Raw genomic sequence first — 24,771 nt, forward strand, 5'->3', positions numbered from 1 at the left:
TTACCAGTCATTTACGCGCACGATATTCGTCATAGAGGCGATCGAGGTTTTCCGACACGAATGTGCCAAAACCGGAGGCATCCTTGGCCTTGAGCTCGATCGAATAGGTGCGCCCCGCATCCTTGACCGCCACCTGGACGGCATTGCCCGCAACCGTCCATCTCCGCTCCTCCGCGCGCGATGCAGCCGGCTTGCGCTTGCGCATCTTGGTCACGGCATCAAGCAACGCGTTGAAGCGCTGCTCCGCCTCCAGATTGTCCAAGCCGCCCTGCGCGACAAAATCCAGCGCGGCACCCGCGCGCGCAGGGTGAAGCAAGGCCTTCTTCAAATCCTCCCACCGGTCGCGGCCGACACCCTTGGCCGCGCCAACCGCATCGAGCACCGGCGCGGGCACGTTTTCGGCAACCGCGAGCATCCGTGACAAGAGGGTGTCGTCGACGGTCAATGCCTTTTTGACATTGTCCTTGGAGATCCCCGCGCCCATCAGTTTGCGCGCAAACAGCGCCTTCTCGATGAAGGTGAGATCCGCACGGGCCGTGTTTTCCTGGCCCTGCGCGATGACGTGGCTGATTTCCTCGAGTGGCTTGATCACCGCTCGGACGGCGACGCCGAGCTGGCGCGCGGCCTTTGCACGGCGATGGCCATAGACGATCACGAACCGGCCGGCATCGTCCGGGTTCGGCCGCACGAGGATCGGCGAGTTCTGGCCAGCCTCGCGGATGGCGCTTACCAGCGCGTCGAACGCCTCCTCGTCTTCTTCCAACCGGTCCTGATAGGGTGACGGATCGAGCAGCGAAGGGTCGAGCTGCACGATCGCATCCCCTTCAAGCAACCGCATCGAGTTTTCCGCCATCTCATCCAGCGTCTGCATCATCGACCGCGAGGCCCCCCTGCGGGCGTATTCCGCTCGGGACTCCGACGGTTTCGCAATGCCACCCTCCCCGACTTGTGGATTGCCGATGTTGGACAAGAGATGCTTCCTGGCCATGCCGATGCTCCTAAATTCGCCCGATGCCACTGATTTCACGCCGCTTTTCGGCAATTTGCACGGCTGTCAAGATCATCATCGCCTGCCCCACGCCTTGTGAATCAGCGACATGATCTCGCCATTGACGGCATTGAGCGACGCCATCGCCCGATCATAGGTGCTGCGCGTGAACTGATTTCGCTCCACTTCGTAGAGGGTCTGCTTGGTGATACCTGCATCCGATATCGCGGTCGACTTGACCATCTGGTTGGTCAGCAGACGCTTGTTGAACATCGCCTGCATGAAGCCGACCATCTGCGCCTGCGGGCCGTCCGTGGGCTCATAGCGGGTGACGAGATAGCGGAACCAGTTGAGCCTGACCTGCGCCCCCACCGACCGGATCGACTGCAGGATGCCGCCGAGCATCAGCAGGAACTGGCTCATCGACATGATGTCGAGCATCTGCGGATGCACGGTGATCAGCACCGAGGTGGACGCGGTCAGCGCCGTCAGGGTGAGGTAGCCGAGTTGCGGCGGGCAGTCGATGACCACGACGTCGTAGCGGTCGTTGACCTCGGTCAGCGCCTTGCTGATCCTGGTAAAAAAGACGCGCCCCTCTGGCGAGCTGCTGTTGGCGGCGGCCAGCGGCGTTTCGTATTCATATTCCTGCAACTCGAGATTTGCGGGCACGATGTCGAGGCCGGGAAAGTTGGTCTTCTGGATCACGTCCTTTATCGACCGGCGATGCTCGTCATAGCGCAAAGCCTCGAACAGCGACGGATTCTTGTCGAGTTCGGGCTGGATACCGTGCAGCGCGGTCAATGATGCCTGCGGGTCGAGATCGATGACCAGCACCCGATGTCCTGTGAGTGCGAGATATTGCGCTAGATGGGCCGTGGTGGTGGTCTTGCCGCTGCCTCCCTTGAAGTTGACGACGGAAATGACCTGCATCTCTTCGCCCTGCCGGCGATGCGGGACGTAGCGCTTGAAGTCGCTGCGGCCATGCTTGTCGAGGAACTGGCGCAGCTCTGTCATCTGGTCGACGGTGTAGCTGCGGCGGCCCGATGCGGAGACGAGCGGTTCCGGCCCCTTGCCTTCGAGATGAAGCTTCTTGATGTGGTTCTGGGTGACACCGAGAAACTCGGCCACCTCCGCCGACGAGAACAGCCTCAGCCCCTTCTCCGCGTTCGGCGGGTATTGTTCCAGCCGCAGCATGTGCAGCTTGTCGGAGATCAGTTCGCCCTGCTCGAGAATTTCCTGAGCGAAATCCGGTTCAGCCGGCGCTTGCTTTGGGATCGTCAAAAGGTCCACCATCCGGGAATAACGCTTTTCCGCACCGCCTCGGCGCCAAAGCGTGATTACTATCAATGATTCCCGCAGGTGTGGAAAGCCGCTTTTGCCAAAATCACAGCGCAAGTGATAACGGGGACCCGCTGGACGAAGGGCCTATCGCACAAGGCTGACGTCTACCGGACGATCGTCAATGATCGCCTCCATCGAAAAGAAGCCGGTCACCGTTGCAAGATCAAAGTCTGTCGTCACCTTGCGGTAGAAGGCGTCGTAACCCTTCATGCCGCGTGTCACCACCTTGATCAGATAGTCCCAGTCCCCGCCGATCCGGTAGAAGCCGGTCACCTCGGGCAGACGCTCTACATGGGCACGGAACTTGTCCGCCCATTCGACGGAATGATGCCGTGTCCGCACCATGACAAAGACAGTCAGATCAAGTCCCAGCGCATCCAGATTGACGCGCGTATGTGCCTCAGCCAGAACCCCGTCCGCGCGAAGCCGCTGCAACCTGCGCCAGCATGCATTCTGAGACAGGCCCACCCGCTCCGCCAGTTCTCGCTGCGACATCGATGCGTCGCGCTGCAGGCAGCTTATGATCCTTCGATCAATCTGATCGATTTTTGGCCCGTCGTCGCTCATTTGAACGATAGTAGGGTGGTCATTCCTCAAAACAAGCGAATTCTCTTCCACTCGTCGATGATATGATTGCATCAATATCAAATGGATCGATCAGCCGTGCTTCCCAACACCCCGTCACAAACTTGCTCGCTGCTTCAGGAATTTCGCAACAGCCTCGCCTCCCCTGCTTTGGTTGAGGAACTTCGCAGCGGTCTGATTGGTGAGAACGCCGCGATCATCGGACCGTTTGGAGAGCGCAAGCTGGTCTATGCCGACTATGTCGCCTCGGGGCGCGCGCTTATGCAGGTTGAGCGTTTCATCCTCGAGAACGTGCTACCGTATTACGCCAACAGCCATACCGAGGCGTCCTACTGCGGCGGCTTCATGACGAGGATGCGCCGCGAAGCACGAACAGCGATCGCCAGCAGTTGCAATGCAGGCCCTGACCACGCCGTCATCTTCGCAGGCAGCGGTGCGACGGCAGGGATCAACCGGCTTGTGAGCTTGCTCGGCATCGCGGATGCTCTACGCGCGAAGAGACGCGTTCGCGTCATGGTCGGTCCCTACGAGCATCACTCGAACATCCTGCCCTGGCGTGAATGCGGGGCGGAGATGGTGGAGATCAAAGAGACGCCGGAAGGTGGGCCTGACCTTGCCCAGTTGCAGTCGGCACTTGACGACCAAACGCCTGAGGAGCTGACGATTTGCGCGTTCTCCGCCGCCTCCAACGTCACGGGCATCGTGTCGGACGTGGCGGCGGTGACGCGGCTTGCAAAGGCGTCCGGAGCGAAGATTGTCTGGGACTATGCCGGTGCCGGACCGTACCTGCCGATCGATATGACGCCGGCCAACGACTGCCCCATCGACGCGATCGTCATATCACCACACAAATTCATCGGCGGACCCGGCGCATCCGGCATTCTGATCGTTCGGCGGGACGCCGTCGTTTCAGCCAGGCCGACATGGCCCGGCGGTGGCACCGTCACATTCGTCTCGCCCTGGGGACACGACTACAGCGACAGCCTCGAAGCGCGCGAAGAGGCAGGTACGCCCAATGTGGTTGGTGACATCCGCGCCGCCCTCACCTTCCTCGTGAAGGATTCCGTTGGCATCGACCTCATGGCGCACCGCAACGCCGAGCTCGCGCAGCGCGGGATGCAGCGATTGTCGGGGATGGACACACTCGACCTGCTCGGTTCGAGAATTGCGCCGCGGCTTCCGATCTTCTCGTTCCGGGTCCGGGACGGGAAGGGCGGCTTTGTGCATCAGCAACTCGTGACGCGGATGCTCAGCGATCGCTTCGGGATCCAGGCGCGTGGGGGCTGCGCCTGCGCCGGTCCTTACGTCCATCGACTGCTTGATATCGACGCCACCCGTTCAACCGCCATGCGCGAGGCCATACGACGAGGGCGCGAGGTCGAGAAGCCGGGCTTCACCCGCTTCAACCTGAGCGTCCTGATGAGTGATGAGAAGGTGGATTTCATTCTCGACTCGATTGCCGAGCTGGCCAAAGACGCGGCGTCCTACGCCTCGCGTTACGATGTTGACCCGGCGCGCGCGATCTTTTCGCCAAAAGCGGCCTGACGGAAGTGCCCTGCCCTATGTCACCGCGGCGCGAACCGCGAACCGATCATCTTTCCAAACTTCCGTGCGCAACACGTCTTCGAGGATCGTCGCCGCATCCCAGACTTCGCGATATCCGATGTAGAGCGGCGTGAATCCAAAGCGCAGCGTTGTGGGCGCTCGAAAGTCGCCGATGACCCCGCGCTCGATCAGCGCCTGCATGACCGCGTATGCATTATCGTGCAGGAACGAGACCTGACTGCCTCGCTTTGCGCTGTCGCGCGGGCTTTCCAAGGTAACGCCCAGGCCCGCGCATTTCTCCTCGACGAGTTCTATGAACAGGTCCGTCAACGCCACGCTCTTTTCTCGCACGGCGTTGAGGTCAACGTCGTCCCAGATGTCTAGCGCGCCCTTGAGCGCGCGCATCGACAGCATGCATTGTGTACCGCACTGAAAACGCCGGATGCCCGTATCGGCTTCGAAACCGCGCTCCATCGCAAACGGGCGGGCATGGGCCCACCACCCGCTGAGTGGCTGGCTGGCCGCGCCGAGATGCCGTTCGGCGACGTAGATGAATGCGGGAGCGCCCGGCCCGCCATTGAGATATTTGTAGGTGCACCCAACCGCGAAATCGGCATTGACGTCGTCGAGTGAGATCGGCAGCGCGCCAGCCGTATGACACAGATCCCAGACGATTATTGCGCCGGCCTCGTGCGCTCGTCGTGTCAGCGCAGCCATGTCGCGAAGTGCGCCCGACTTGTAGTTTACCTGGTTGACGAGCACCACGGCGACACTGTCGTCGATCAGTTCCTCGATGGTCTGGGCATGCACGCCCTCCAGCCGCATGGTCGTTCCCGGCAAGGTGGAAATGACCCCTTCGGCCATGTAGAGGTCGGTTGGAAAACTGCCGCCTTCGGCCACGATCACCTTGCGGTCGGGGCGCAGCCCCATTGCCGCGTGCAGCGCCTTGTAGATATTGATCGACGTCGTATCGGCAACGACCGTCTGGCCGGGGCCGGCACCGATGAGGGCCCCAATTCGGTCACCGAGCACCACGGGAAGCTCGAACCATCCGGCCGTGTTCCAGCTCCGGATCAGGCCACTTCCCCATTCATCCTTCGCCGCGATTTCGAGTTCAGCGAAGGCGGCCGGCGACGCGGCGCCAAGCGAGTTTCCATCGAGATAGATCAGCCCTTCAGGCAGCGTGAAGCGATCTCGCAGGTGACGCAGCGGGTCGTTGGAATCCATCGTCTCGATTGCGGAGAGATCAGGTGTGGCAGTCATCGTGATTTCATCCTCGAGCGGGCCGGCGGCCTTTAGATATGCACCCAGCCATACCGGCAAATCCTCCGGCTCGTCCAGCGCCCCCTGCTCCGCGACCCATCATCCGCGTGAATCGATGGGGCATGACCGATTCATTGAATGCGTTGGACGGTTCTTCTCGGCCCAATCATGTTGCGGTTCATGGACATTCAAGATCAAGCGATCCTGCTTCATCGCATCGACCCCGCGGGGAACATGGCGCGCTTTTATGCGCTTTCGATAGAACCATCGCTGTTCGGCGACCTTGCACTCACCCGCCGCTGGGGCCGCATCGGGACCCTCGGTTCACAGATCATCGAACTTCACGCAGATCGCGCCACGGCCACTTTGGCATTTCGCCGCCACGAACGACGAAAGCGTCAACGCGGATATCGCTGATTCATGCATCGGGCGTGATCAAAACCACTGTGGGAAAATATGTCGCGTACCGTCCGGCATCCCGGGTCAGGAGCGGAATCGCACTCACTGCCGCCTGGGCGCCGATGAAGAAGTCCGGCAATACGCCGCTACGCATTCCTCCTGAACGACGGTACCTGGAATACGCCTTTGCAGCTAGGAACAACGCCGCTCTAGGCATTGGCGCCATTTGGAACCCGGCCTCCGCGACAAAACCGTCCAGTGCCTCGATCCTGTCGTACCGAACGGAAAGTTCCGCATAGACGATATCGTTGATCAGCAGCGGTCCTTCCATACTCGCCGCCTCCAGCTGCTCCATTGACCACTGTGCCCACACCTCGTCGTTGGTTACGAGGTCCAGCAGCACGTTCGTGTCGACAAGAGTCACGCGTCCCCACGCGTCAGCGACATGATCTCGTCCGTGGACAGCCCATTTCCAGCGTGGCCGCGCAGACCCGCGAACCGGCTATGTTGCTTTTTCCCATCGGCTGCGACCAACACCACGCTCCCATCTGCACCCCGTCGAAACTCGACTTTGCTGCCAGGGCCAATGCCAAGCAGATCGCGCAATGGCTTTGGAATGGTCACCTGCCCCTTCGCTGTAACCGTCGTGCTCATTGAGGAACCCTTGTAATACCACGCCCGGAGAAGGTATTACTTTGCGGTCGGCCTTTCAAGTTCAAGGCCTCATTCCCGACCATCGTTACGTCCATTTCCGCTTCTCAAGGCTGCGCTTCAACGCATCGGACATCGCATCGACGGGTTCTTGATCGAGGACCGCGCTCGTGCGCACCTCGCCGCTTTTTGCCCGCAACAGGGCCATGATCATCGGCCATGTCGAGAACTTGCCGTCCCTTGCCCGATCCGTCAGGTTTCGCAGATAGCCACCGGCATTGTTGATCTGGTCACTGCGCTGATAGATGCCGGCCAGCGTTATCGCCGCCTGCCGCGCCCCGAGAATGTCGACAGCCTCTGCCCACGCGCTCGGACTGATGCCCAGCATCGGACGCACCTCCTCCGCCATGGCAACGAAATCGCGCCAGTGCCTCAACGCGCGCCCGCCGCCGAGCTCCGCGACTGCCGGGCACGCATCCAGAACGATCCCCAATGGCAACTCCCGATCTGGAAGGCGTTCTACGTTGCCGGCTTCCTCGGCATTGCTGCTCGCTTCTGTGTTGTTTCTTGAGCTGTGTTTAGATTCAGATTGGTAATCTGTTTTTGAATTCTGTTTGTGGGATGCAGAATGAGACTCATTGGCGCTCATATTTTCTGAATCTGCAAAGGATTCCAGTGCATCGCGGATGTCCGCCCAGAGATCCTGGAGTTCGCCACACGTTGCCTCTATGAGCTCGATCGACATCGTCCGCGGCAACGGCGCGACGATCGATTGATAGTGCTGCAGGATGCGGCCCCAGGCGCCAGGGACCTTTTCCTCGATTGCGGTATCGATCATCTTCACGATGTCACGACGCAGAAGCGTCATCCGCTCTCGAGCAACGCGAAATGCCCTTTTGTCGGCCTGAACGGCCTCCGCCAGCGTGCGGATTTCATCGGCCCGCACGAGAAGTGGCGTGAGGTCGAAACCGAAAGCCTGCTCGACCTGTCCGCCACGTCCCTTCCGGGCGTAGCGCTTTCCGTTCGGACTGTCTCTGCGGATGATCAACCCGCTATCGACGAGGTTCGCCAGATGGCGACGAAGCGTCGCTGGCGAAATTCCGTTGGCGCGTGCACTCAACTGCTCATTCGATGGCCAGACGATAAGTGGTCCGTCACCAGCCAGGGTGGTGTCGGGATGGAACGAAAGCAGCGCATTGAGGATCGCCAGCCCCCTGTCCGTAGCTCCAAGCGCCGCGCGGGCTTCTCGGATGCACTGGAACAGCTTCCATTTGTTTTCTACGGCATCCGGCGAGAGTGTTCGCGCCGTTGCCTGCGTTGAGATTTGGCCAAGCGACATCGCTCGCCGCCCGAAAGGCGTCGTTGCTATATGGGTTTGCATTTCCCCTACCTTTGATCGGGCAAAAGAAATCTGCTCGCCGAAAAGGCGCTTGAGTCCGATTAGACTCTTGACGGTGATTCCGGGAAATGCGATTCTCTTAGTTGCTACACATCGAGAAGGGCTTCCGGACCAGTTTCGGGGGCCTTTTTCTTTTGCTGTTTGGCATCAGCCGGCCGTCAGCCGGCATGCGTTCATTCTTCGCTGCTCCTCTCGCTTGCATAATCGGAATAGAGTTCCGGAAGCTTGCGCATGACGAAGTCGGCAAACGCGTCGTCTTGCGCCCGGTCGATCTGAATGCGGCAATGTCTTGTCGAGCGGGTCAGACGCGCGATCTCACGCCCCTCGTCGCTGTGCGCGACATGCGCCGGCGTCTTCCTGGGAAGATCGCTTATCGGTTTGGCTGCACCAAGAATGGCACCAAAACGTTCATCTGATACCAGCGTGCTAAGGCGACCGGCATTGATCGCCTTCCGTGCTCGCTGCTGTGCGCCGTCATGCTGAAGCAGGTCTGCGAGAGCCTGCCAACGTCCACGCCCTATCCTGGGCGCACGACCAATTGCTGCAACGATATCGGCTGGAACCGCTCTTGCGACGGCGACCAGCTTCGACACCTCTGCGCGATCGACCGACAGGGCCGACTGGATTACCGTACGTTGAAATCCCTGATCCTCGAGCTTCATCGCGAAGACCGCGCGCTCTATGAAGCTCAAATCTTCGCGCGCGGAATTCTCGATGCCCTGCGCCAGAACGAGTTCTTGGTCGGAAAGCGGACGCACATAGGCATTGACCGGCAGTCCGAGCGCCGCGAGCGCGCGCAGGCGCCGATGCCCATACGCGCATTGGTAGCGGCCCGCCGCCTGCGGGTTCTCCCGGACGAGGATTGGTACTTCCTGGCCATGGCTGGACAGTGATTGCTTCAGCATTTCGAAAGACTGCGCGTCGTCTTCGTCGAAGCGGTCGGCAAAAGGGGAGGGGTCGATCAGGGCCGTATCGAGCCTGAGCGCGACAGACCCGCTGGCAAGCTGGTCGCGGAGCAACTGGTAATCGCGCTCAGCTTCGGAGAACGTTTCCTTGAGCGAACGCACGGCGCCCGACGTCACGCGCGGCAGCGCCTTGTTGTCAGCAGACAACGTCTCTTCAGGTCCGACCGAGAACATGGAGCGGATGGATTGCGTCCTCTTGCTCATCGCATCCATCCGGGGAAGGGCAGGGGAGGCGAGGTGATGTTGTCAGCGGACAACATCCGGCAATTCGCGATCAGGCGCTGGTTCATGGCCGCCGCCCCCATACTGCGAAGATCAGGTCCATGATTTCGTCATTGACCGCGGATATCGACTCCATCGCACGGTCGTAGACTGACCGGCCGACGGCGCCGCGGGAAAGCTCGTAGAGAGATTGCTTGGTCAGGCCGGCATTGGCGATCGCGGTTGACTTCCAGGCGGTGGCCGCAAGCACATCCTTGCCGAAGACGTCGCGCAGAAGCGCGACGATTTCCTGTTCCGGAACATCGCGCGGGTCATGACGTGTGATGAGAAATCGCATGAAGTCATAGTCGAGCTGGCCACCCGCCTCCTCGATGACCGAGACGAGGTCCGACGCCATCAACAGAAACTGGCTCATAGACGCGACATCGACCATCTGCGGATGAACCGTGACGACCATACCAGTGGCGGCGTTCAGCGCGCCCATCGTCAGGAAACCGAGTTGCGGAGGGCAGTCGATGATCACGACGTCGAAATCGTCCTCAACCTCGGCAATCGCGCGCGCCACCCGCCGGAAGAACAGCTCTTCCGGCTGGCCACGGTTCTGAAGCATGTGGCGCGGAGTTTGGTGCTCAAACTCCATGAGCTCGAGATTGCCCGGCACGATGCTGATGCCGGAGAAGTAGGTCGGCCGGACGACCTCGCGCATCGAAACGCGCCGCTCGTCATATCGGATGGCGCCGTACAGCGTTGCGTTTTCCGGAATATCGAACTCCGGCTGGTAGCCGAACATCGCGGAAAGGGATGCCTGCGGGTCAAGATCGATCGCAAGCACCCGCAGCCCGCTCAGCGCCAGCCCCTCGGAAAGATAAACCGACGTGGTGGTCTTCGCCGAACCGCCCTTGAAGTTTGCGACCGTGACGATCTGCAGCTTGTCACCGGGCCTGCGTCGCGGCCAGAACTTGAGCGCTTCCTTGGGTCTCGCCGACGCCAGGTAGGCCCTCAGTTCGTTGATCTGTTCGAGCGTATAGGAGCGGCGGCCGGTCGGCCCAAGCGCCGGCGTAGGACCGAGGCCATCAAGCGACAATTGCCGCAGATAGCCATCAGAAACGCCAACGATCTGGGCGACTTCGCCTGAGGTGAACGAGCGTAGCGACTTCTCCGCCGTGGGTGGAAACACACGCTCGCCCACAGCCCGGAGACGTGCCGAAAGCGCTTCGGCGCGCTGCGTGATCCGCGCGGCCGTCGTTTCGGGTATCTCCACAAAGGCGTTCATTCAGTCGTCACTCGTTCAAGACGCTTTCAGAGCGTCAGACGCGCTCTATCCGTCTGGAACGATAGTCACGATTCCCTGATTCCGGCAAGAGGATTAAGGTAAACAGAAACTTAACGCGAAGATGCTGGCCAGAGATGTTGGCCGCCGCGCGCGAATCACTTTGTCGGCAGCGAGACGATAAAGCATGCACCCCCGCCGGTTGCGGTCTCATAGCGTACGCCTCCACCATGGTGGATCGCGATCTGTCGCACCAGCGCAAGCCCCAATCCCCATCCGCCATGCCCCTCGCCATGGCCGGACGGTCGATAGAATGGCTCGAAGACACGCTCGCCTTCCGCAGCCGGGATGCCGGGACCTCGATCGCAGATCCGCAGCTCAACCATCTGCCCCACCTGCGTCACTGTCGCCGTTACCGGCATTGCGCCATGGCGAACAGCATTCTGTATGAGATTGCGCGCCAGACGCGAGAGCAGCCGCGCGTCGCCTTTGACCGTCACCGCGTCGCCAGAGACCGCAATGTCGTATTGCGTCGCTTCTTCTGCTGTCAGCGCCAGCAGATCGACAGGATCGCTGTACTGCAGCTCTGTCACGTGTTCGAGACGGCTTGCCAGCAGGATCTCCTCGACCAGGTCGTCCAGTTCCGCCAGATTGCGCACGATTTCGCGCCGGCGAGCGTCCGTCGCTTCTTGCTCATAGAGATCGATTGCCATGCGAAGGCGCGCCAGCGGCGAGCGCAGCTCATGGCTGGCGTTTGCCAGCAGCGCGCGATGCGCCGTCACCAGCGTTTGGATGCGCTCGGCGGCCAGGTTGAAGCTCTGTGCCACCGCTGCTACCTCGTCACTGCCTTCTACCGGAACCCGCAAGGCAAGATCGCCATCGCCCCACGTGTCGACGCCGCGTCGCAATCGCTCTAGCCGCCTGGTAAGATGGCGTACGACCGGCCATGCTATCATCGCCGTCAAAGCGGCAATAAGTGCCAGCCAGAGGAAGGGGCCCGTGCGTGGGGGACCGAAGCCACGTCCCAATCGCGCTACGAGCACGCGGCCATCCTCGAGTTCCACGGTCATCAACCTCTGGCCGTCATGTTTGCGCGACGCTGAATCTGCAGGCGAAAGGAAGGGGAGCGGAGCCCCCACAGCCGTACGCAGTGTGCCACCAGCATCGAACAGCGAGATGTCCGCATCGAACGCGTTGCCCAGGCGCTCCAGGACGATGCGGGTTGCAGCAGGATCTGTGTCGGAGGGAAGCATATCCGCGAGAAACGCGTCGCGCCGCGCATGCCAGGAGCGATCTTCCTCGTCGTTGGACAGGTGCACGACGATCGCGCCGGCCAGGGCCACCGCGACAAGGCTGGCGAGAAGCGTCAGGTAGATTTTCAGAAAGAGATTTCTGCGCATTGCTGCCTACTGGCCGTCCTCGTCCTGTCGTCGCGCAAAAACGTATCCCGCCCCGCGCACGGTGATGATGCGTCGCGGCTGTTTCGGGTCGTCTTCGATCGCCGCGCGGATACGAGAAACATGCACGTCGATCGACCTGTCGAATGCCTCGACGCCATGGCCCTTGATCTTGTCCATCAGTTGGTCGCGCGACAGAATGCGTCCTGCGTTCTGGGCCAAAGCTACCAGCATGTCGAACTGGTGGCCGGTCATCTGGCGAGCCTGTCCATCGACCCGCGCAGCCCTGGAATCAGGGTCGATCTCGAGCCGGCCGAAACGCATCACGCCATCGTCGTGTGCCGGAGCACTTCTTCGGCGAAGGATGGCCCGCAGGCGCGCCAGCAACTCGCGGGGATTGAACGGCTTGGGCAAGTAGTCGTCCGCGCCGATTTCCAGCCCGACGATGCGATCAGTATCCTCGCCCTTCGCCGTCAGCATAAGGACAGGTACGTCCGAAAATGCACGAATGCGCCTGCAGGTCTCGAAGCCGTCGAGATCCGGCAACATCACGTCGAGAATGACGGCGTCGGGAGCGCTGCGCCTGATTTCGCCAAGGCCGGCCATCGCGGTTGCCGTGCTGCGCACCGAATAACCGTTGCCGATCAGGTATTCCGACAGCATGGCGGAGAGCCGGGTATCGTCGTCGACGATCAGGATCTCCTCCGCCATGCCTGGAATGCTCCTTGCGAGAACTGCGTTACGCCGTCATATCACCGGCCGCGCCATCCGCGCTCCTGAAAACGTTCGACGAGTGTCGCGCGCTGCTCAGGAGTGAGCACCTCTGCCACCTCCAGCACCGCAGCCGTCATCTTCTTCGACGCCTCGTCCATGGCCGCGATGCGCTCGGCGCGCAGCGTCTCGGCAGCCGCCCGGTCGATCGTCGGTGCAGCCAGGATTTCGATGACGCTTTCGCGGGCATCGCGGAAATCACGCATCATCGGACGCAACTCGGCGCGGGTGTCATCAATGATCGTCCAGATACGATCCTCCTGCTCGGCGGTGGCATCAATGGCTTCAAATGCACGATTCAAGCCGCGCCCGGCAAAGTGTCCACCATGTTCCATCCCCGCCCTCATCACATACCGTCCGACACCATCACCCGCGCCCATTGCACCGGCCGCGCCGATGCCGGCTACCGCAAGGACGACCACGCCGCCGGCGATCAGCCACTTCTTCCGACCATTACCGCTTGTTTCGACGATCTCCGGCGTGATGGCGTCTTCCTGCCTGTCCTGTTCCATGTGCTTGACTCCTCTGCGGATGCGGCCCGATTGCCGCGATGAGACAAGGCTAGCGGCGGTGTGTTTCCGCCATTCGCGTACAATGTAAAGTTTTGTGAAGCAGTGCCGCTGCCTGAGCCGGATTGGTGCGGCTCCCAGCCGTTCTGCTGCGACCTGTTGTCCCCGCTCCCTGCACCTCCCTTTATCTCATTCACATCCAGTGATATCAGTACTTTCAGGAATTACTGAAACTTCGGAACATACTGGCTGCCATGAACCTTCCTCCCACGATACAGTCCTTCGTGCTTCACTTCGGCGAAATGGGCAGCCGTTGGGGCATCAACCGCACCGTAGGGCAGATCTACGCTCTGCTCTATGTCTCGTCGCAACCGCAATGCGCAGACCAGATCGTCGAAGCGCTGGGCATCTCGCGCTCCAACGTCTCGATGAGCCTGCGCGAACTTCAGGCATGGAATCTCGTCGTAATGAAGCACCTGCCGGACGACCGGCGTGACTTCTTCACGACGCCAAGCGACGTGTGGGAAATCTTCCGCGCGCTGGCGGAGGAACGCAAGAAGCGGGAGGTCGACCCGACACTCACCGTGCTGCGCGAACTCCTCATGGAGACACCGCGCAGCGACGAGGAGCGTTTTGCGCAGGCGCGCCTTGCCGAAATGCATGGTCTCATCGAACAGGTAACCACCTGGTACGACGACGTGAAGCTGCTCGATGCAGAGAGGCTGGCAAGCCTCTTGTCGCTCGGCTCCAAGGTGACCAAACTGCTCGACGCCAAGGACAGGATCGTCTCCATCGGACGCAGGCGCAAGGAATCGGGAAAGCCATGAGCACGACCGGGGCCACAGCGAGGATTGCCCAGGCAGCGCCCCGCAACGCCGTAGGGCTTCGGGCCACGTCAGAATCGCGCCTTGCCGGCGTCGCCCCGAGCACGAATCGTCTGGCTGCCGTCCTGCAGGTCGTCGCCGCGCTGACATGGATTCCGCAGGCCGGACTGATCGCTTACGCCATCGGAAACATAGCCGAAGGCGTGGGTGCCGATGCCGCTTTGCTGCCGGCATTGGGAATTCTGCTTCTTGGAGTGTCGAGAACGCTCCTCGATCGGGCCGGCACGAGGCTCGTTTTTGACGCCGCTCGCATCAAGCTCGGCGTTTTGCGGCGACACGCGGCTCTGGCGATCGCGGGCCAGTCGCCGATGGACGCTTCGCGGTTGCCTTCGGGTCAGGTCGCCAGTGCACTGGCCGAGCAGGCCGAGGCGGTCGTTCCGTGGCTGGCGAGATATCGCCCGCTGCGCATCAAGGCCGCCGCGGTCCCGCTTGTCATCCTGGCGACCGTCTTGAGCCTGTCCTGGGCGGCGGCCATCGTGCTGCTGGTCGCCGCGCCACTCATCCCGATTTTCATGGCGCTTGTAGGCTGGCGCGCCAAGGAGGCAAGCGAGCGCCAGCTCGTGCGGATCGGCGACATGAATGCGTTTCTTCTCGATCGTCTGCGTGGCCTTGCGACCATTCGTGCGCTCGGGGCGGTGAACCGCACAGCGCTGAGGCTGCGCGACGACGCCAACGCCCTGGGCCGATCGACCATGGAGGTGCTGCGCATCGCCTTCCTGTCGTCGGCCATTCTCGAACTGTTTGCCGCGCTCGGTGTTGCGATGGTTGCCGTCTATGTCGGCTTTCACCTGCTTGGGGAGCTGAACTTCGGCGCCTGGGCAGGCACGTTGAGCCTTGCTGAAGGACTGTTCATCCTTCTGTTGGCGCCAGCCTTCTTCGAGCCTCTTCGCGACCTGTCTTCGGTTTGGCATGACCGCGCCGCCGGGGAGGCGGGGCTGGCAGCGCTGGAACGACTTGCGAGAGTGACACAACCGATCGTCGGCGGGCTGGAAGATGTGGGGACCAAAGCGCATCGACCAGACGACGCATTGTCGGTAGCCATCGAAGAACTGGTATTCCGGTATCAAGGCAGTGCCGAACCGGTATTCACCGGCTTCAATCTGGCCGTTCAGCCGGGTGAGCACCTCGCGATCATGGCGCCCAGCGGGTGTGGCAAGTCCACGCTGCTCGCGCTGCTGGCGGGGCTCGCCCCTTCTGCTGCGGGCGCCATCCGGCTTGGCGGCGAGCCCCTCAATGGCGCCACCGCAGCGCGGTTGCGAACGCGAATTGCCTGGCTCGGTCAGCAGCCGCATGTGTTTTCCGGAACACTCGCCGGCAACGTCGCGCTCGGCAGGCCGGACATCGACCATCGCGCCGTATATCGTGCCATGACGGTGGCGCACATCAATGGCCTGGCGCAGCGGCGCGGCCCCTCTCTCATCGGCGAGAATGGCGCCGGCCTTTCGGGCGGCGAGACACTGAGGCTCGCATTGGCGCGAGCTGCGGCAGGGGAGGGGACCGCCCTGATCCTCGCCGACGAGCCCACCGCCCATCTGGATGCCGATACCGCTGCCGAAGTAACGGACCGTCTCCTGGAAATAGCCGCCGGCCGCACGCTCATCGTGGCAACCCACGATCCCGTTCTCGCCGCGCGCATGGACCGTGTCATCACGCTTCCTGGCCACCCCAACAGCGAGGCAAAGTCATGACCTCGCTGCGGCATCTCGGACCAATTCTGAAGCTGTTCTGGAATGGTGACCGGCGCGTGCTCGGCTACGGTGCTGCGTTGTCGCTGACGACGGCTCTTGCCGGCATCGCCTTGCTCGGATTGTCCGGCTGGTTCATCACCGCCACCGGCATTGCCGGAGCGACACTGGCTACCGCCCTGGCGTTCGACGTCTTCATGCCGTCTGCCGGCATCCGGCTTCTGGCGCTCGGACGCACGGCCTCGCGCTATGGCGAGCGCCTTACCACGCACGAGGCGACACTGCGTGTGCTGGCCCGTCTGCGCGAGCGCATTTTTCGCGGCTGGGCCTTGCCGCAGGCGACCCACCGTCTGGCCGTTCAGCCATCACGCCTTCTGTTCCGCCTTACCCTGGATATCGACGCGCTTGATACACTGTACTTGCGGGTGCTCGTGCCGCTACTGGCGGCTGCGGGATCGGCACTGGTGATCGCTGTTGCCCTCGCATTTGTCGATATCTGGCTGGCTCTTGCAGTCGGCGCCACGCTTCTCTCCACGGGCTTCGTGCTTCCTCTCGTCGTCGCGCGACGTTCCACCGCTTCCGCAAGACGCCGCGCGCACGCGCTCGAAGTGCTGCGCGGGCGCGGCATCAACCTCGTTCGCGGACAGGCTGACCTGGCGATGACCAACCGTCTCGGTGCCCAGGTCCGGGCGATAGAAGAGGCCGACGTGCAACTCGCCGCCGCCGATATCGAGCTCAATCGCGCCGAGGCGAATGTGAGTGTCGGATTTGGAATTGTTGGCGCAGCGCTGCTCGCCGGTGTCGTCCTCGCCGTGGCCAGACTCGCCGAAAGTGGGCAGATCGGCGCGCCCGCGGCAACATTTGCGGTCCTACTGACACTCGCGGGCCTCGAACCGTTCGCTGCCCTGCGCCGCGGGGCGGTGGAGTTCGGACGGACGCTTCTGGCGGCCCAGCGGCTCGGTCCAAGTCTCGCGGCTACGCCCTGCCGCCACCGCGAGAATTTTCTCCACACATCCGGCACGGCAGTCAATGTCGCCAGGGTCGAGCTGCGCTTCGCGGGCACCGCTTCGTCGGCAGTCACCGGCCTTTCATTCCATGTAGCCGATGGCGAGCGGGTGGCGCTGGTCGGCCCGAGCGGCGCGGGCAAGTCGACCTTGCTCGGCTTGATCGCCGGGGAACTGGCGCCGACCTCCGGCAGTGTCGCCGCACGGCCGTCCACTCTCATGACCCAGCGTACGGAGCTGTTCGGCGATACGCTGGCCGGCAATCTGGCGCTTGCCAGACCGGAGGCAACCGAGCCTGAAATGCTCGACGCGTTGGCCTCCGCAGGGCTCGGCGAATTCATCACCGATCTGCCGGGCGGGCTCGGGACGATGCTGGGTGAGGGCGGGGCTGGATTGTCCTCCGGACAGGCACGGCGGCTCGCGCTGGCCCGATTGTTCCTGCGAAACGCGCATATCTGGCTTCTCGACGAACCGACCGAGGGCCTGGACGGCGCGACCGCGCTGGACGTGCTTCATCGCACGATGGAGCGAGCGCTCGGCAAGACCGTACTGGTTGCAACGCATTGCCGTCGTGAGGCCTCGATTGCCGATCGCATTCTCGTTCTGCGGGAAGGGCGCATCGTCGAGGACGCACCGCGCCACAGCATCGCATTCGATCGCATTCTGTCGGAGCTGAGGCCCGACTGAGATGACCATTTCGCCGTGGGCGTCCATCAGGCGCCCATCACACCAAAGGAGGCCGCAGCGTCGGACCCAGCCATGGACCTGAACATCGTCGATCTTTCGCGGCTGCAGTTTGCAATCACCGCGCTCTATCATTTCCTCTTCGTGCCGCTCACCATCGGCCTGTCGATCCTGATGGCGATCATGGAGACGGTCTACGTCATGACAGGCCGCGACATCTGGCGCCAGATGACAAAATTCTGGGGCGTGCTGTTCGGCATCAATTTCGTCCTCGGCGTCGCCACCGGCATCGTGATGGAATTCCAGTTCGGTATGAACTGGAGCTACTACAGCCACTATGTCGGCGACATCTTCGGCGCTCCACTGGCGATCGAGGGCCTGATGGCGTTCTTCCTCGAGGCGACCTTCGTCGGGCTGTTCTTCTTCGGGTGGGAGAAGCTCTCGCGTATCGGTCACCTCGCGGCGACGTGGGCAGTCGCCATCGGCTCCAACTTCTCGGCCTTGTGGATCCTGATCGCCAACGGATGGATGCAGAACCCGGTCGGCTCCGTCTTCAATCCGCAGACGATGCGTATGGAGGTGGATGATTTCTTTGCCGTGGTGTTCAACCCGGTGGCCCAGGCGAAATTCGTCCACACCGTTTCCGCCGGCTACGTCGTCGCCTCCATCTTCGTCCTCGGCGTGTCGGCCTGGTATCTTCTGCAGGGACGTCATCTTGCGCTCGCCAAGCGCTCTATGACGGTTGCCGCCTCGTTCGGCCTGGCATCTTCGCTGTCCGTCGTGGTTTTGGGCGACGAGAGCGGCTACCTTTCCACCGAGCACCAGAAGATGAAGCTCGCCGCCATCGAGGCGATGTGGAAGACGGAGCCTGCACCTGCTGCCTTCACCGTCATCGGATTTCCGGACCAGGCGGCGCGAGAAACGCACTATGCCGTCCATGTCCCGTGGGTAATGGGCCTCATCGGCACGCGTTCGCTCACGACGGAGATTCCCGGCATCGAGGAACTTGTCGAGAATGCCGAGGAGCGCATCAGGCAGGGCATCGTCGCATTCGACGCACTGCAGTCGATCCGCGAGGTCGGGAACACCGCCGACATCCCGGACGATGTGGCAAAGGCTTTCGAGGAAACCGGCCATGATCTGGGCTACGCGCTTCTGCTGAAGCCCTATCTGGACGATCCGCGCGAAGCGACTGACGAGCAGATCGCGCAGGCGGCATGGGACACCGTCCCGAACGTGCCCACCCTTTTCTGGAGCTTCCGCATCATGGTCGGGCTGGGCTTCTTCTTCATCGTGCTCACCGCGACCTTCTTCTACCTCTCCGCGCGCCATCAGCTCGACCGCTATCCCTGGCTTCTGAAGGTCGCGGTCTTCGCGATACCGCTTCCGTGGATCGCTGCCGAATGCGGATGGATCGTCGCAGAAGTCGGACGTCAGCCCTGGATCATCGAAGGCGTACTGCCGACTGCGGCCGCCGTCTCCGATCTTGGCGCGACGACCGTCCTGATGACGATCGTGGGCTTTGCGGCGATCTACACGGTGCTTTTCGTTATCGAAATGACCCTCATGCTTGCGGCGATCCGAAAAGGCCCGGACGCGGAACCAAGCTCGGAGGCACGCATAGCGCCTCCGTCACTGCTGCCTGCGGAGTGATCGATCATGATCCTGCATCAACTCATCGACTATGAAACCCTGCGACTGATCTGGTGGGTGTTGCTCGGCGTCCTTCTCATCGGTTTTGCCGTCATGGACGGTTTCGACCTGGGGACCCAGACGCTGTTGCCATTCGTCGCCAGGACCGATCTGGAACGCCGCGTCGTCATCAATGCCGTCGGCCCTGTGTGGGAAGGCAACCAGGTCTGGCTCATCCTGGGAGGTGGCGCGATCTTCGCCGCCTGGCCGCCGCTTTATGCCGTCTCGTTCTCCGGCTTCTACCTGGCGATGTTCGCGATACTCGCTGCCCTGATCCTGCGTCCTGTCGGCTTCAAATACCGGTCGAAGCGCGACAGTGACCGCTGGCGTTATGGCTGGGACTGGGCGTTGTTTGTTGGCGGCTTCGTGCCGGCTCTGATCTTCGGTGTCGCTGTCGGCAACGTGCTGCAGGGCGTTCCCTTCCGCTTCGGCTCGGATCTGCGCATCTTCTACGACGGCACGACATTGTTTGAGCTGCTCAATCCGTTCGCGCTGCTGTGCGGCCTGCTGTCCGTGGCGATGCTGACGATGCATGGCGCCTCATGGCTGGTTCTCAAGACCAGCGGCGCGGTTGCAAAGCGTGCGCGGCGCTTCGGTACGATGGCCGCGATTGCAACGATCGTGCTGTTCGCGCTTGGTGGCTTGTGGCTGGCGGCTGGCATTGACGGTTACCGTATCCTGACGGAAATCGTCACGGATGGGCCATCCAACCCGCTTGCCAAGACAGTTGAAAAGGGCAGCGGCATCTGGCTCGAAAACTATGCGGCCCACCCCTGGACAATACTCGCGCCCATCATCGGCTTTGCTGGCGCATTGCTTGCGCTTCTGCTGCTGCGCACGAAACGCGAAGTGCTGACGCTGCTGTCGAGCGGGCTGTCGATCGTCGGCGTAATCTCCACCGTCGGGCTGTCGATGTTCCCGTTCATCCTGCCGTCCTCGCGTGATCCAAACTCGAGCCTGACGGTCTGGGACGCTTCGTCGAGCCATCTCACGCTTTTCATCATGCTGGTCTCGACGGCGATCTTCCTGCCGATCATCGCGCTCTACACGACCTGGGTCTACAAAGTCCTTTGGGGCAAGGTGGACGAGAAGGGCATCAGCGATGGCTCCGGCCACGCCTACTGAACCATTCAGAAGGAAACGATCATGTGGTATTTCGCCTGGCTTCTCGGCCTTCCGCTCGCTGCGGCTTTCGCCGTGCTCAACGCCATGTGGTACGAGTTGATGGAAGACGCCGCGCAGAAACAGAAGGCTTCTGCGGAGTAGGCACCCGCCATCGGTGCCAAATCGTTGCACCCTGCCGCGGACGAAACCCACGGCAGGGGAGGGGGCCTCAGAACGTCAAGGCGCGGTCGCCCTGTTCGTCCTTGATGCGCGTCGGCAGGCCGATGCGGTCGAGCACGCCGAGGAACGGCTGCGCCGGCAGGTCCTCGACATTCGCCATCTTCTTCACGTCCCATTCGCCCGTCGCGATCAGCATTGCGGCCGCAACCGCCGGCACGCCGGCTGTGAACGAGATGCCCTGCGAGCCGACCTCATCGAAGGCTTCCTTGTGGTCGGCAACGTTGTAGATGAACACCTCGCGTGGCTTGCCATCCTTGACGCCCTTCACAAGGTCGCCGATGCAGGTCTTGCCGGTATATGTCGGCGCCAGCGAGCCCGGATCGGGCAGCACGGCCTTGACCAGCTTCAGCGGTATGACGTCCTGTCCTTCAGCCGTCTTCACCGGCTGTTCGGAAAGCAGGCCGAGATTCTTCAGCACGGTGAACACGTTGATGTAGTGCTCGCCGAACCCCATCCAGAAGCGCACGTTCGGCACGCCGAGGATCTGGGACAATGAATGAACCTCGTCGTGGCCGGTCATGTAGGCCATCTGCTTGCCGACCACCGGCAGGTCCCATTCTTTGCCGATCTCGAACATCGTGTTCGAAACCCATTCGCCGTTCTGCCACGACCACACCTGGCCGGTGAACTCCCGGAAATTGATCTCCGGATCGAAATTGGTCGCAAAATAGCGGCCGTGGCTTCCCGCATTGATGTCGACGATGTCGATCGACTCGACCGTATCGAAATATTCGTCATAGGCGAGCTTTGCATAGGCATTGACGACCCCCGGATCGAAGCCCGCTCCGAGGATGGCGGTGACGCCGGCCTTCTCGCATTCCTCACGGCGCTTCCACTCGTAGTTCGCGTACCACGGAGGCGTCTCACAGATCTTCAGCGGATCCTCGTGGATCGCGGTGTCGATATAGGCGGCACCGGTGGCGATGCAGGCCGACAGCACCGACATGTTGAGGAACGCCGAACCGACATTGATGACGATCCGCGCGCCGGTCTTTTCGATCAATGCCTTCGTGGCATCCACATCCATCGCGTCGAGCGCATGGGCTTCGAGCCGGCCTTCCGTCTTGAGAGACTTCTTCTCGTTGATCGATGCGACGATCGCCTCGCATTTCGCAACCGTGCGCGAGGCGATGTAGATGTCGCCGAGCACGTCATTGTTCTGCGCACATTTGTGCGCCACGACCTGGGCCACGCCTCCGGCGCCGATGATGAGGACGTTCTTTTTCATACCGTGGGGATACTCCGTGTCTGCAATAATGAATTGAAGCCTCAGGAGAGGCTTTTCTCGTAATCTTCGTAAGCGAATTCGCGTACGGTGCGGATCGACCCGTCGAGTTCGCGGATCGCGATGGCCGGCATGGCGACGCCATTGAACCAGTTCTTCTTGACCATCGTGTAACCGGCGGCGTCCTGCACCGAGATGCGGTCGCCGACCTTGAGCGGTGCCGGAAAGCGGAACGTGCCGAAGACGTCGCCCGCCAGGCACGATTTGCCACAGATCATGATCTCGTTGTCCCCGGTATCCGGCTTGATCTTCGCGTCCTCGCGATAGATCAGCAGGTCGAGCATGTGCGCCTCGATCGAGGAATCCACGACTGCCAGATGCTTGCCGTTGAAGAGCGTGTCGAGCACCGTCAATTCCAGCGTCGTCGTGCCGGTGATCGATGCTTCGCCGGGCTCGAGATAGACCTGGACGCCGAAGCGTTGGGAAAACCGCTTGAGCCGCTCGCAAAAGTCGTCGACGGGATAATCAGCGCCGGTGAAATGGATGCCGCCGCCCAGGCTGACCCATTCCGCGCGCTTGAGCAGATCGCCGAAACGCTCTTCGATCTGGCCGAGCATGCTGTCGAACAGCCCGAAATCCTCGTTCTCGCAATTGTTGTGGATCATGAAGCCGCTGATCCGGTCCATTGCCGGCAGGACCTTGGCGGCATCCCACTCGCCCAAACGGCTGAAGGGACGGGCAGGGTCCGCAAGGTCAAACGTGGAGGAACTCACGCCGGGGTTCAGTCGCAACCCCCGCACGATGCCGGATGCGTTGCCACCGAAGCGTTCGAGCTGTGCGATGGAATTAAAGATGATCTTGTCGGCGTGCGAGACGGCCTCGTCGATCTCATGGTCGGCCCACGCGACGCTGTAGGCGTGTGTCTCGCCGCCGAAACGCTGGCGGCCAAGGCGCACCTCGTTGAGCGACGACGAGGTCGTTCCATCCATATGCTCGCGCATCAGGTCGAAGACCGACCATGTCGCGAAGCACTTCAGCGCCAGCAGCGCCTTTGCGCCCGATTGCTCCCGCACACGATCGATCTTGCGCATGTTTGCGAGCAGCTTCTGCTTGTCGATGAGATAGTAGGGCGTGCGTGGTTCGGATGGCTTGGACATGACGGGAGTGGTCCTGAAAGGGAAATTGTCGCCGGCCGCTGGAAGGCGGCTTCGCGGTGAGAAGAGATGATGGAAGTTGCCCCAGGAGAGCAGCTTATTGCGTCACGCGGATGGAATTATCGCGTGACGACGCCCTTGCTGCTCGACAATGGATGGTCACGGCATGGACTGCCGCCCCTACGGGTACTCTCGTTGCCGGCTTCGAGAGCCGACAAGAAAAAGATATCTTCCGTTTGGGTGGCATCCAGTTCGACTGGGCCCATCCCCAATTGGAAGAGGGCGTCGCGATCCATGGCGTCCTCCCCAACCAGCAGATGAAAGCTGCTCAGATCAATGATGCGCCCGAATACCGCATCGCAGCAGACAGATCAACCACGCAGGGCCTGAACGCTTTGCACCGCTGGCGCAGGGCTTCAAGCGCCCGCTTGATGGACTGCTACTGCACTTTGATGTGAATTGGATCGCCATAAAGAGTGATCATTTCGTCGCCAGGCCTTTCCGCCTTGTAGAGGATTGCGCGGGCCGGTGTTCGTCCGCCGCACTGGCGCGAATAACGTGTACCTATGCCCCCGTCGCTGAGCGTGCCCGTTTCCAGTTCCGGGATAAGTTCCCGGGCCTGCTCCCATGTCGGAGCCGGTCCGCACTCATTGCCGCGCGCGCCATGGATGATGAGTGCATCACCGACCCGGGCAGTCACGTTCCGTACGTAATCGGCATCAATGCCTTGGAAGTCGGGGTGGCTCGGATCTTCCATCAGCAATGAAAACGACGCCGCCGCGAAGGCCAGGAGCACGACCAAGGCAGCGGCGGCTTTGGTGCGGCGGTTGAACGGCGGGCGAAACACGGAAACATCAGGGACCGTATCGGCGGTCTGCTCGTTAGTTCGGCTGCGGGCCTTCGCGTAGAGTGTATTCCAAACGCGGTGCAGCCGCTCGTCTGTCTCGACACCCAGAACCCCCGATAGAAGAATAAAATTGCGCCGCTGCGGCAGATGGGTTCCCAGCCGCCAGTTGCCGAGATTCTTCACCGCAGTGTCAAATGCTTGCTGACTGCGATTTCCTGCTGCGGCGCAAAGCGCGTCAGCCAGCCTCATGTTGTCGATGTAGCCCTTCTCGACGCAAAGGGAATCAAGGAGCTCATGCCAGCCATCGAAATCGTCCCACTGATGACCACTGCTCGTCATGATTGCCCGCCTCAAACGTCCCGCTTCACTCCTACCGATATACCTCGTTGATTTGAATGGGTAATCATTAGGTTTTTTCTGGTCTTTCCGGTTTTTCCTCGATTTTTGGATGATCCTTGTTGCGACCTGAACTACCTGCCTCATCAACTCTCAGTAGAAACAAGAGGTATCACATGAATTCCTGGAAACTCGTCGCAACGGCCGTGGTCTCCCTCGCCTTGTCGGCGTGCAGCACTTCGAGCGAAAGCAACGTGACGCCCTCTGCGTCCGCGCCTGCAGCTTCCGCACAGGCGGGACGCACCCAGCTCTCGCGCGCCGAGATCGTCGATACCTATTCCGGAAGGACGCTGCGCGGCGCAGGCCATTCGACAACCTACAACGCCGACGGCACCTGGACCAACAGCGCGGGGCGTTCCGGCCGGTGGACGGTAAGCAATAGCGGCGTCCTAAGAATGACCGGCGGCGTGAATATCGGCCTCCAGATCTTCAGCGATGGCGATCGCTACTATCATCGAAACACGTCTTCCGGGCAGGGCGGCTACTACACGATCTGACCATCCTGTTCGGAGGTAGGGTTCCGGCGTGGCCCCGCCGGAACCCGCACCCTG

Annotated in this window: 25 protein-coding genes; 10 read left to right on the forward strand and 15 right to left on the reverse strand. The window is 61.6% G+C overall.

Annotation, left to right across the window (positions count from 1 at the left end; translation table 11 throughout):
* Window positions 1-7: 7 nt before the first annotated feature.
* The 3 genes from repB (AAFN84_RS18660) to AAFN84_RS18670 all read right to left on the reverse strand — a co-directional run bounded on the left by repB (AAFN84_RS18660) (window position 8) and on the right by AAFN84_RS18670 (window position 2,896).
* Window positions 8-988, reverse strand: coding sequence for a plasmid partitioning protein RepB (gene repB / locus AAFN84_RS18660; protein ID WP_347516145.1), 981 nt, complete (start codon window positions 986-988; stop codon window positions 8-10).
* Window positions 989-1,063: 75 nt separating this feature from the next.
* On the reverse strand, window positions 1,064-2,269 hold the full coding sequence (repA, locus tag AAFN84_RS18665) for a plasmid partitioning protein RepA (RefSeq protein WP_347516146.1): 1,206 nt from the start codon (window positions 2,267-2,269) through the stop codon (window positions 1,064-1,066).
* 144 nt (window positions 2,270-2,413) lie between these two features.
* Window positions 2,414-2,896, reverse strand: a complete 483-nt coding sequence (locus AAFN84_RS18670; RefSeq protein WP_347516234.1) for an Lrp/AsnC family transcriptional regulator — start codon at window positions 2,894-2,896, stop codon at window positions 2,414-2,416.
* Window positions 2,897-3,025: 129 nt separating this feature from the next.
* Between AAFN84_RS18670 and AAFN84_RS18675 the strand changes: the two genes are divergently transcribed.
* Entirely contained in the window at window positions 3,026-4,459 is a 1,434-nt protein-coding gene (locus AAFN84_RS18675) for an aminotransferase class V-fold PLP-dependent enzyme (protein ID WP_347516235.1), read from the forward strand.
* Between the two features lie 15 nt (window positions 4,460-4,474).
* Here AAFN84_RS18675 and kynU read toward each other — a convergent pair whose 3' ends face one another.
* Window positions 4,475-5,722 carry a kynureninase gene (kynU, locus tag AAFN84_RS18680; RefSeq protein WP_347516147.1) on the reverse strand — a complete coding sequence of 416 codons (1,248 nt, stop codon included), beginning with the start codon at window positions 5,720-5,722 and terminating at the stop codon, window positions 4,475-4,477.
* Between the two features lie 180 nt (window positions 5,723-5,902).
* On the opposite strand from kynU, the gene AAFN84_RS18685 reads away from it, so the two are divergent.
* Complete coding sequence (locus AAFN84_RS18685; RefSeq protein ID WP_347516236.1) at window positions 5,903-6,139, forward strand: WGR domain-containing protein; 237 nt, start codon at window positions 5,903-5,905, stop codon at window positions 6,137-6,139.
* Between the two features lies 1 nt (window position 6,140).
* Here the strand turns inward: AAFN84_RS18685 and AAFN84_RS18690 are convergent, their stop codons facing one another.
* The 8 genes from AAFN84_RS18690 to AAFN84_RS18725 form a co-directional block, all read right to left on the reverse strand.
* Window positions 6,141-6,545, reverse strand: coding sequence for a type II toxin-antitoxin system VapC family toxin (locus AAFN84_RS18690; protein ID WP_347516148.1), 405 nt, complete (start codon window positions 6,543-6,545; stop codon window positions 6,141-6,143).
* Window positions 6,542-6,775: an AbrB/MazE/SpoVT family DNA-binding domain-containing protein gene (locus tag AAFN84_RS18695; RefSeq protein ID WP_347516150.1), complete on the reverse strand. Its 234-nt coding sequence runs from the start codon at window positions 6,773-6,775 to the stop codon at window positions 6,542-6,544. The genes AAFN84_RS18690 and AAFN84_RS18695 overlap by 4 nt, the downstream gene beginning before the upstream one ends.
* 85 nt (window positions 6,776-6,860) lie before the next feature.
* Entirely contained in the window at window positions 6,861-8,153 is a 1,293-nt protein-coding gene (repC, locus tag AAFN84_RS18700; protein ID WP_347516151.1) for a plasmid replication protein RepC, read from the reverse strand.
* Window positions 8,154-8,344: 191 nt separating this feature from the next.
* On the reverse strand, window positions 8,345-9,340 hold the full coding sequence (gene repB / locus AAFN84_RS18705) for a plasmid partitioning protein RepB (RefSeq protein WP_347516152.1): 996 nt from the start codon (window positions 9,338-9,340) through the stop codon (window positions 8,345-8,347).
* An 82-nt stretch (window positions 9,341-9,422) separates the two neighbouring features.
* Window positions 9,423-10,631 carry a plasmid partitioning protein RepA gene (gene repA, locus AAFN84_RS18710; RefSeq protein WP_347516153.1) on the reverse strand — a complete coding sequence of 403 codons (1,209 nt, stop codon included), beginning with the start codon at window positions 10,629-10,631 and terminating at the stop codon, window positions 9,423-9,425.
* Between the two features lie 155 nt (window positions 10,632-10,786).
* The gene (locus AAFN84_RS18715) at window positions 10,787-12,028 is read right to left on the reverse strand and encodes a HAMP domain-containing sensor histidine kinase (protein ID WP_347516155.1); all 1,242 of its coding nucleotides are present in this window, start codon (window positions 12,026-12,028) and stop codon (window positions 10,787-10,789) included.
* Between the two features lie 6 nt (window positions 12,029-12,034).
* Entirely contained in the window at window positions 12,035-12,736 is a 702-nt protein-coding gene (locus AAFN84_RS18720) for a response regulator transcription factor (protein WP_347516156.1), read from the reverse strand.
* Between the two features lie 41 nt (window positions 12,737-12,777).
* A complete protein-coding gene (locus tag AAFN84_RS18725) occupies window positions 12,778-13,308 on the reverse strand; it encodes a periplasmic heavy metal sensor (RefSeq protein ID WP_347516157.1) in 531 nt (176 codons plus the stop codon).
* 251 nt (window positions 13,309-13,559) lie between these two features.
* Between AAFN84_RS18725 and AAFN84_RS18730 the strand changes: the two genes are divergently transcribed.
* The 6 genes from AAFN84_RS18730 (at window position 13,560) to cydX (ending at window position 20,520) form a co-directional block, all read left to right on the forward strand.
* Window positions 13,560-14,132: a GbsR/MarR family transcriptional regulator gene (locus AAFN84_RS18730; RefSeq protein WP_347516158.1), complete on the forward strand. Its 573-nt coding sequence runs from the start codon at window positions 13,560-13,562 to the stop codon at window positions 14,130-14,132.
* Window positions 14,129-15,877, forward strand: coding sequence for a thiol reductant ABC exporter subunit CydD (gene cydD, locus AAFN84_RS18735; protein ID WP_347516159.1), 1,749 nt, complete (start codon window positions 14,129-14,131; stop codon window positions 15,875-15,877). The genes AAFN84_RS18730 and cydD overlap by 4 nt, the downstream gene beginning before the upstream one ends.
* The gene (locus AAFN84_RS18740) at window positions 15,874-17,565 is read left to right on the forward strand and encodes an amino acid ABC transporter ATP-binding/permease protein (RefSeq protein ID WP_347516160.1); all 1,692 of its coding nucleotides are present in this window, start codon (window positions 15,874-15,876) and stop codon (window positions 17,563-17,565) included. The genes cydD and AAFN84_RS18740 overlap by 4 nt, the downstream gene beginning before the upstream one ends.
* A gap of 72 nt (window positions 17,566-17,637) precedes the next feature.
* Window positions 17,638-19,215 carry a cytochrome ubiquinol oxidase subunit I gene (locus AAFN84_RS18745; RefSeq protein ID WP_347516161.1) on the forward strand — a complete coding sequence of 526 codons (1,578 nt, stop codon included), beginning with the start codon at window positions 17,638-17,640 and terminating at the stop codon, window positions 19,213-19,215.
* A gap of 6 nt (window positions 19,216-19,221) precedes the next feature.
* Window positions 19,222-20,379: a cytochrome d ubiquinol oxidase subunit II gene (gene cydB / locus AAFN84_RS18750; protein ID WP_347516162.1), complete on the forward strand. Its 1,158-nt coding sequence runs from the start codon at window positions 19,222-19,224 to the stop codon at window positions 20,377-20,379.
* Between the two features lie 21 nt (window positions 20,380-20,400).
* Entirely contained in the window at window positions 20,401-20,520 is a 120-nt protein-coding gene (gene cydX, locus AAFN84_RS18755; protein ID WP_347516163.1) for a cytochrome bd-I oxidase subunit CydX, read from the forward strand.
* 67 nt (window positions 20,521-20,587) lie between these two features.
* Here cydX and AAFN84_RS18760 read toward each other — a convergent pair whose 3' ends face one another.
* Entirely contained in the window at window positions 20,588-21,826 is a 1,239-nt protein-coding gene (locus AAFN84_RS18760; RefSeq protein WP_347516164.1) for a saccharopine dehydrogenase family protein, read from the reverse strand.
* A gap of 41 nt (window positions 21,827-21,867) precedes the next feature.
* Entirely contained in the window at window positions 21,868-22,980 is a 1,113-nt protein-coding gene (locus AAFN84_RS18765) for a carboxynorspermidine decarboxylase (protein ID WP_347516165.1), read from the reverse strand.
* 110 nt (window positions 22,981-23,090) lie between these two features.
* Here AAFN84_RS18765 and AAFN84_RS18770 point away from each other — a divergent pair, with 110 nt between their 5' ends.
* Window positions 23,091-23,435: a hypothetical protein gene (locus AAFN84_RS18770; RefSeq protein WP_347516166.1), complete on the forward strand. Its 345-nt coding sequence runs from the start codon at window positions 23,091-23,093 to the stop codon at window positions 23,433-23,435.
* On the opposite strand, the gene AAFN84_RS18775 is transcribed toward AAFN84_RS18770, so the two are convergent.
* On the reverse strand, window positions 23,417-24,163 hold the full coding sequence (locus tag AAFN84_RS18775; RefSeq protein WP_347516167.1) for a hypothetical protein: 747 nt from the start codon (window positions 24,161-24,163) through the stop codon (window positions 23,417-23,419). The two genes, AAFN84_RS18770 and AAFN84_RS18775, sit on opposite strands and share 19 nt — an antisense overlap.
* 173 nt (window positions 24,164-24,336) lie before the next feature.
* Between AAFN84_RS18775 and AAFN84_RS18780 the strand changes: the two genes are divergently transcribed.
* On the forward strand, window positions 24,337-24,717 hold the full coding sequence (locus tag AAFN84_RS18780) for a hypothetical protein (RefSeq protein WP_347516168.1): 381 nt from the start codon (window positions 24,337-24,339) through the stop codon (window positions 24,715-24,717).
* The last annotated feature ends 54 nt before the right edge of the window (window positions 24,718-24,771 follow it).

The organism is Mesorhizobium sp. CAU 1741, assembly GCF_039839275.1.
In the GTDB taxonomy this organism is placed as follows: Bacteria; Pseudomonadota; Alphaproteobacteria; order Rhizobiales; family Rhizobiaceae; genus Aerobium.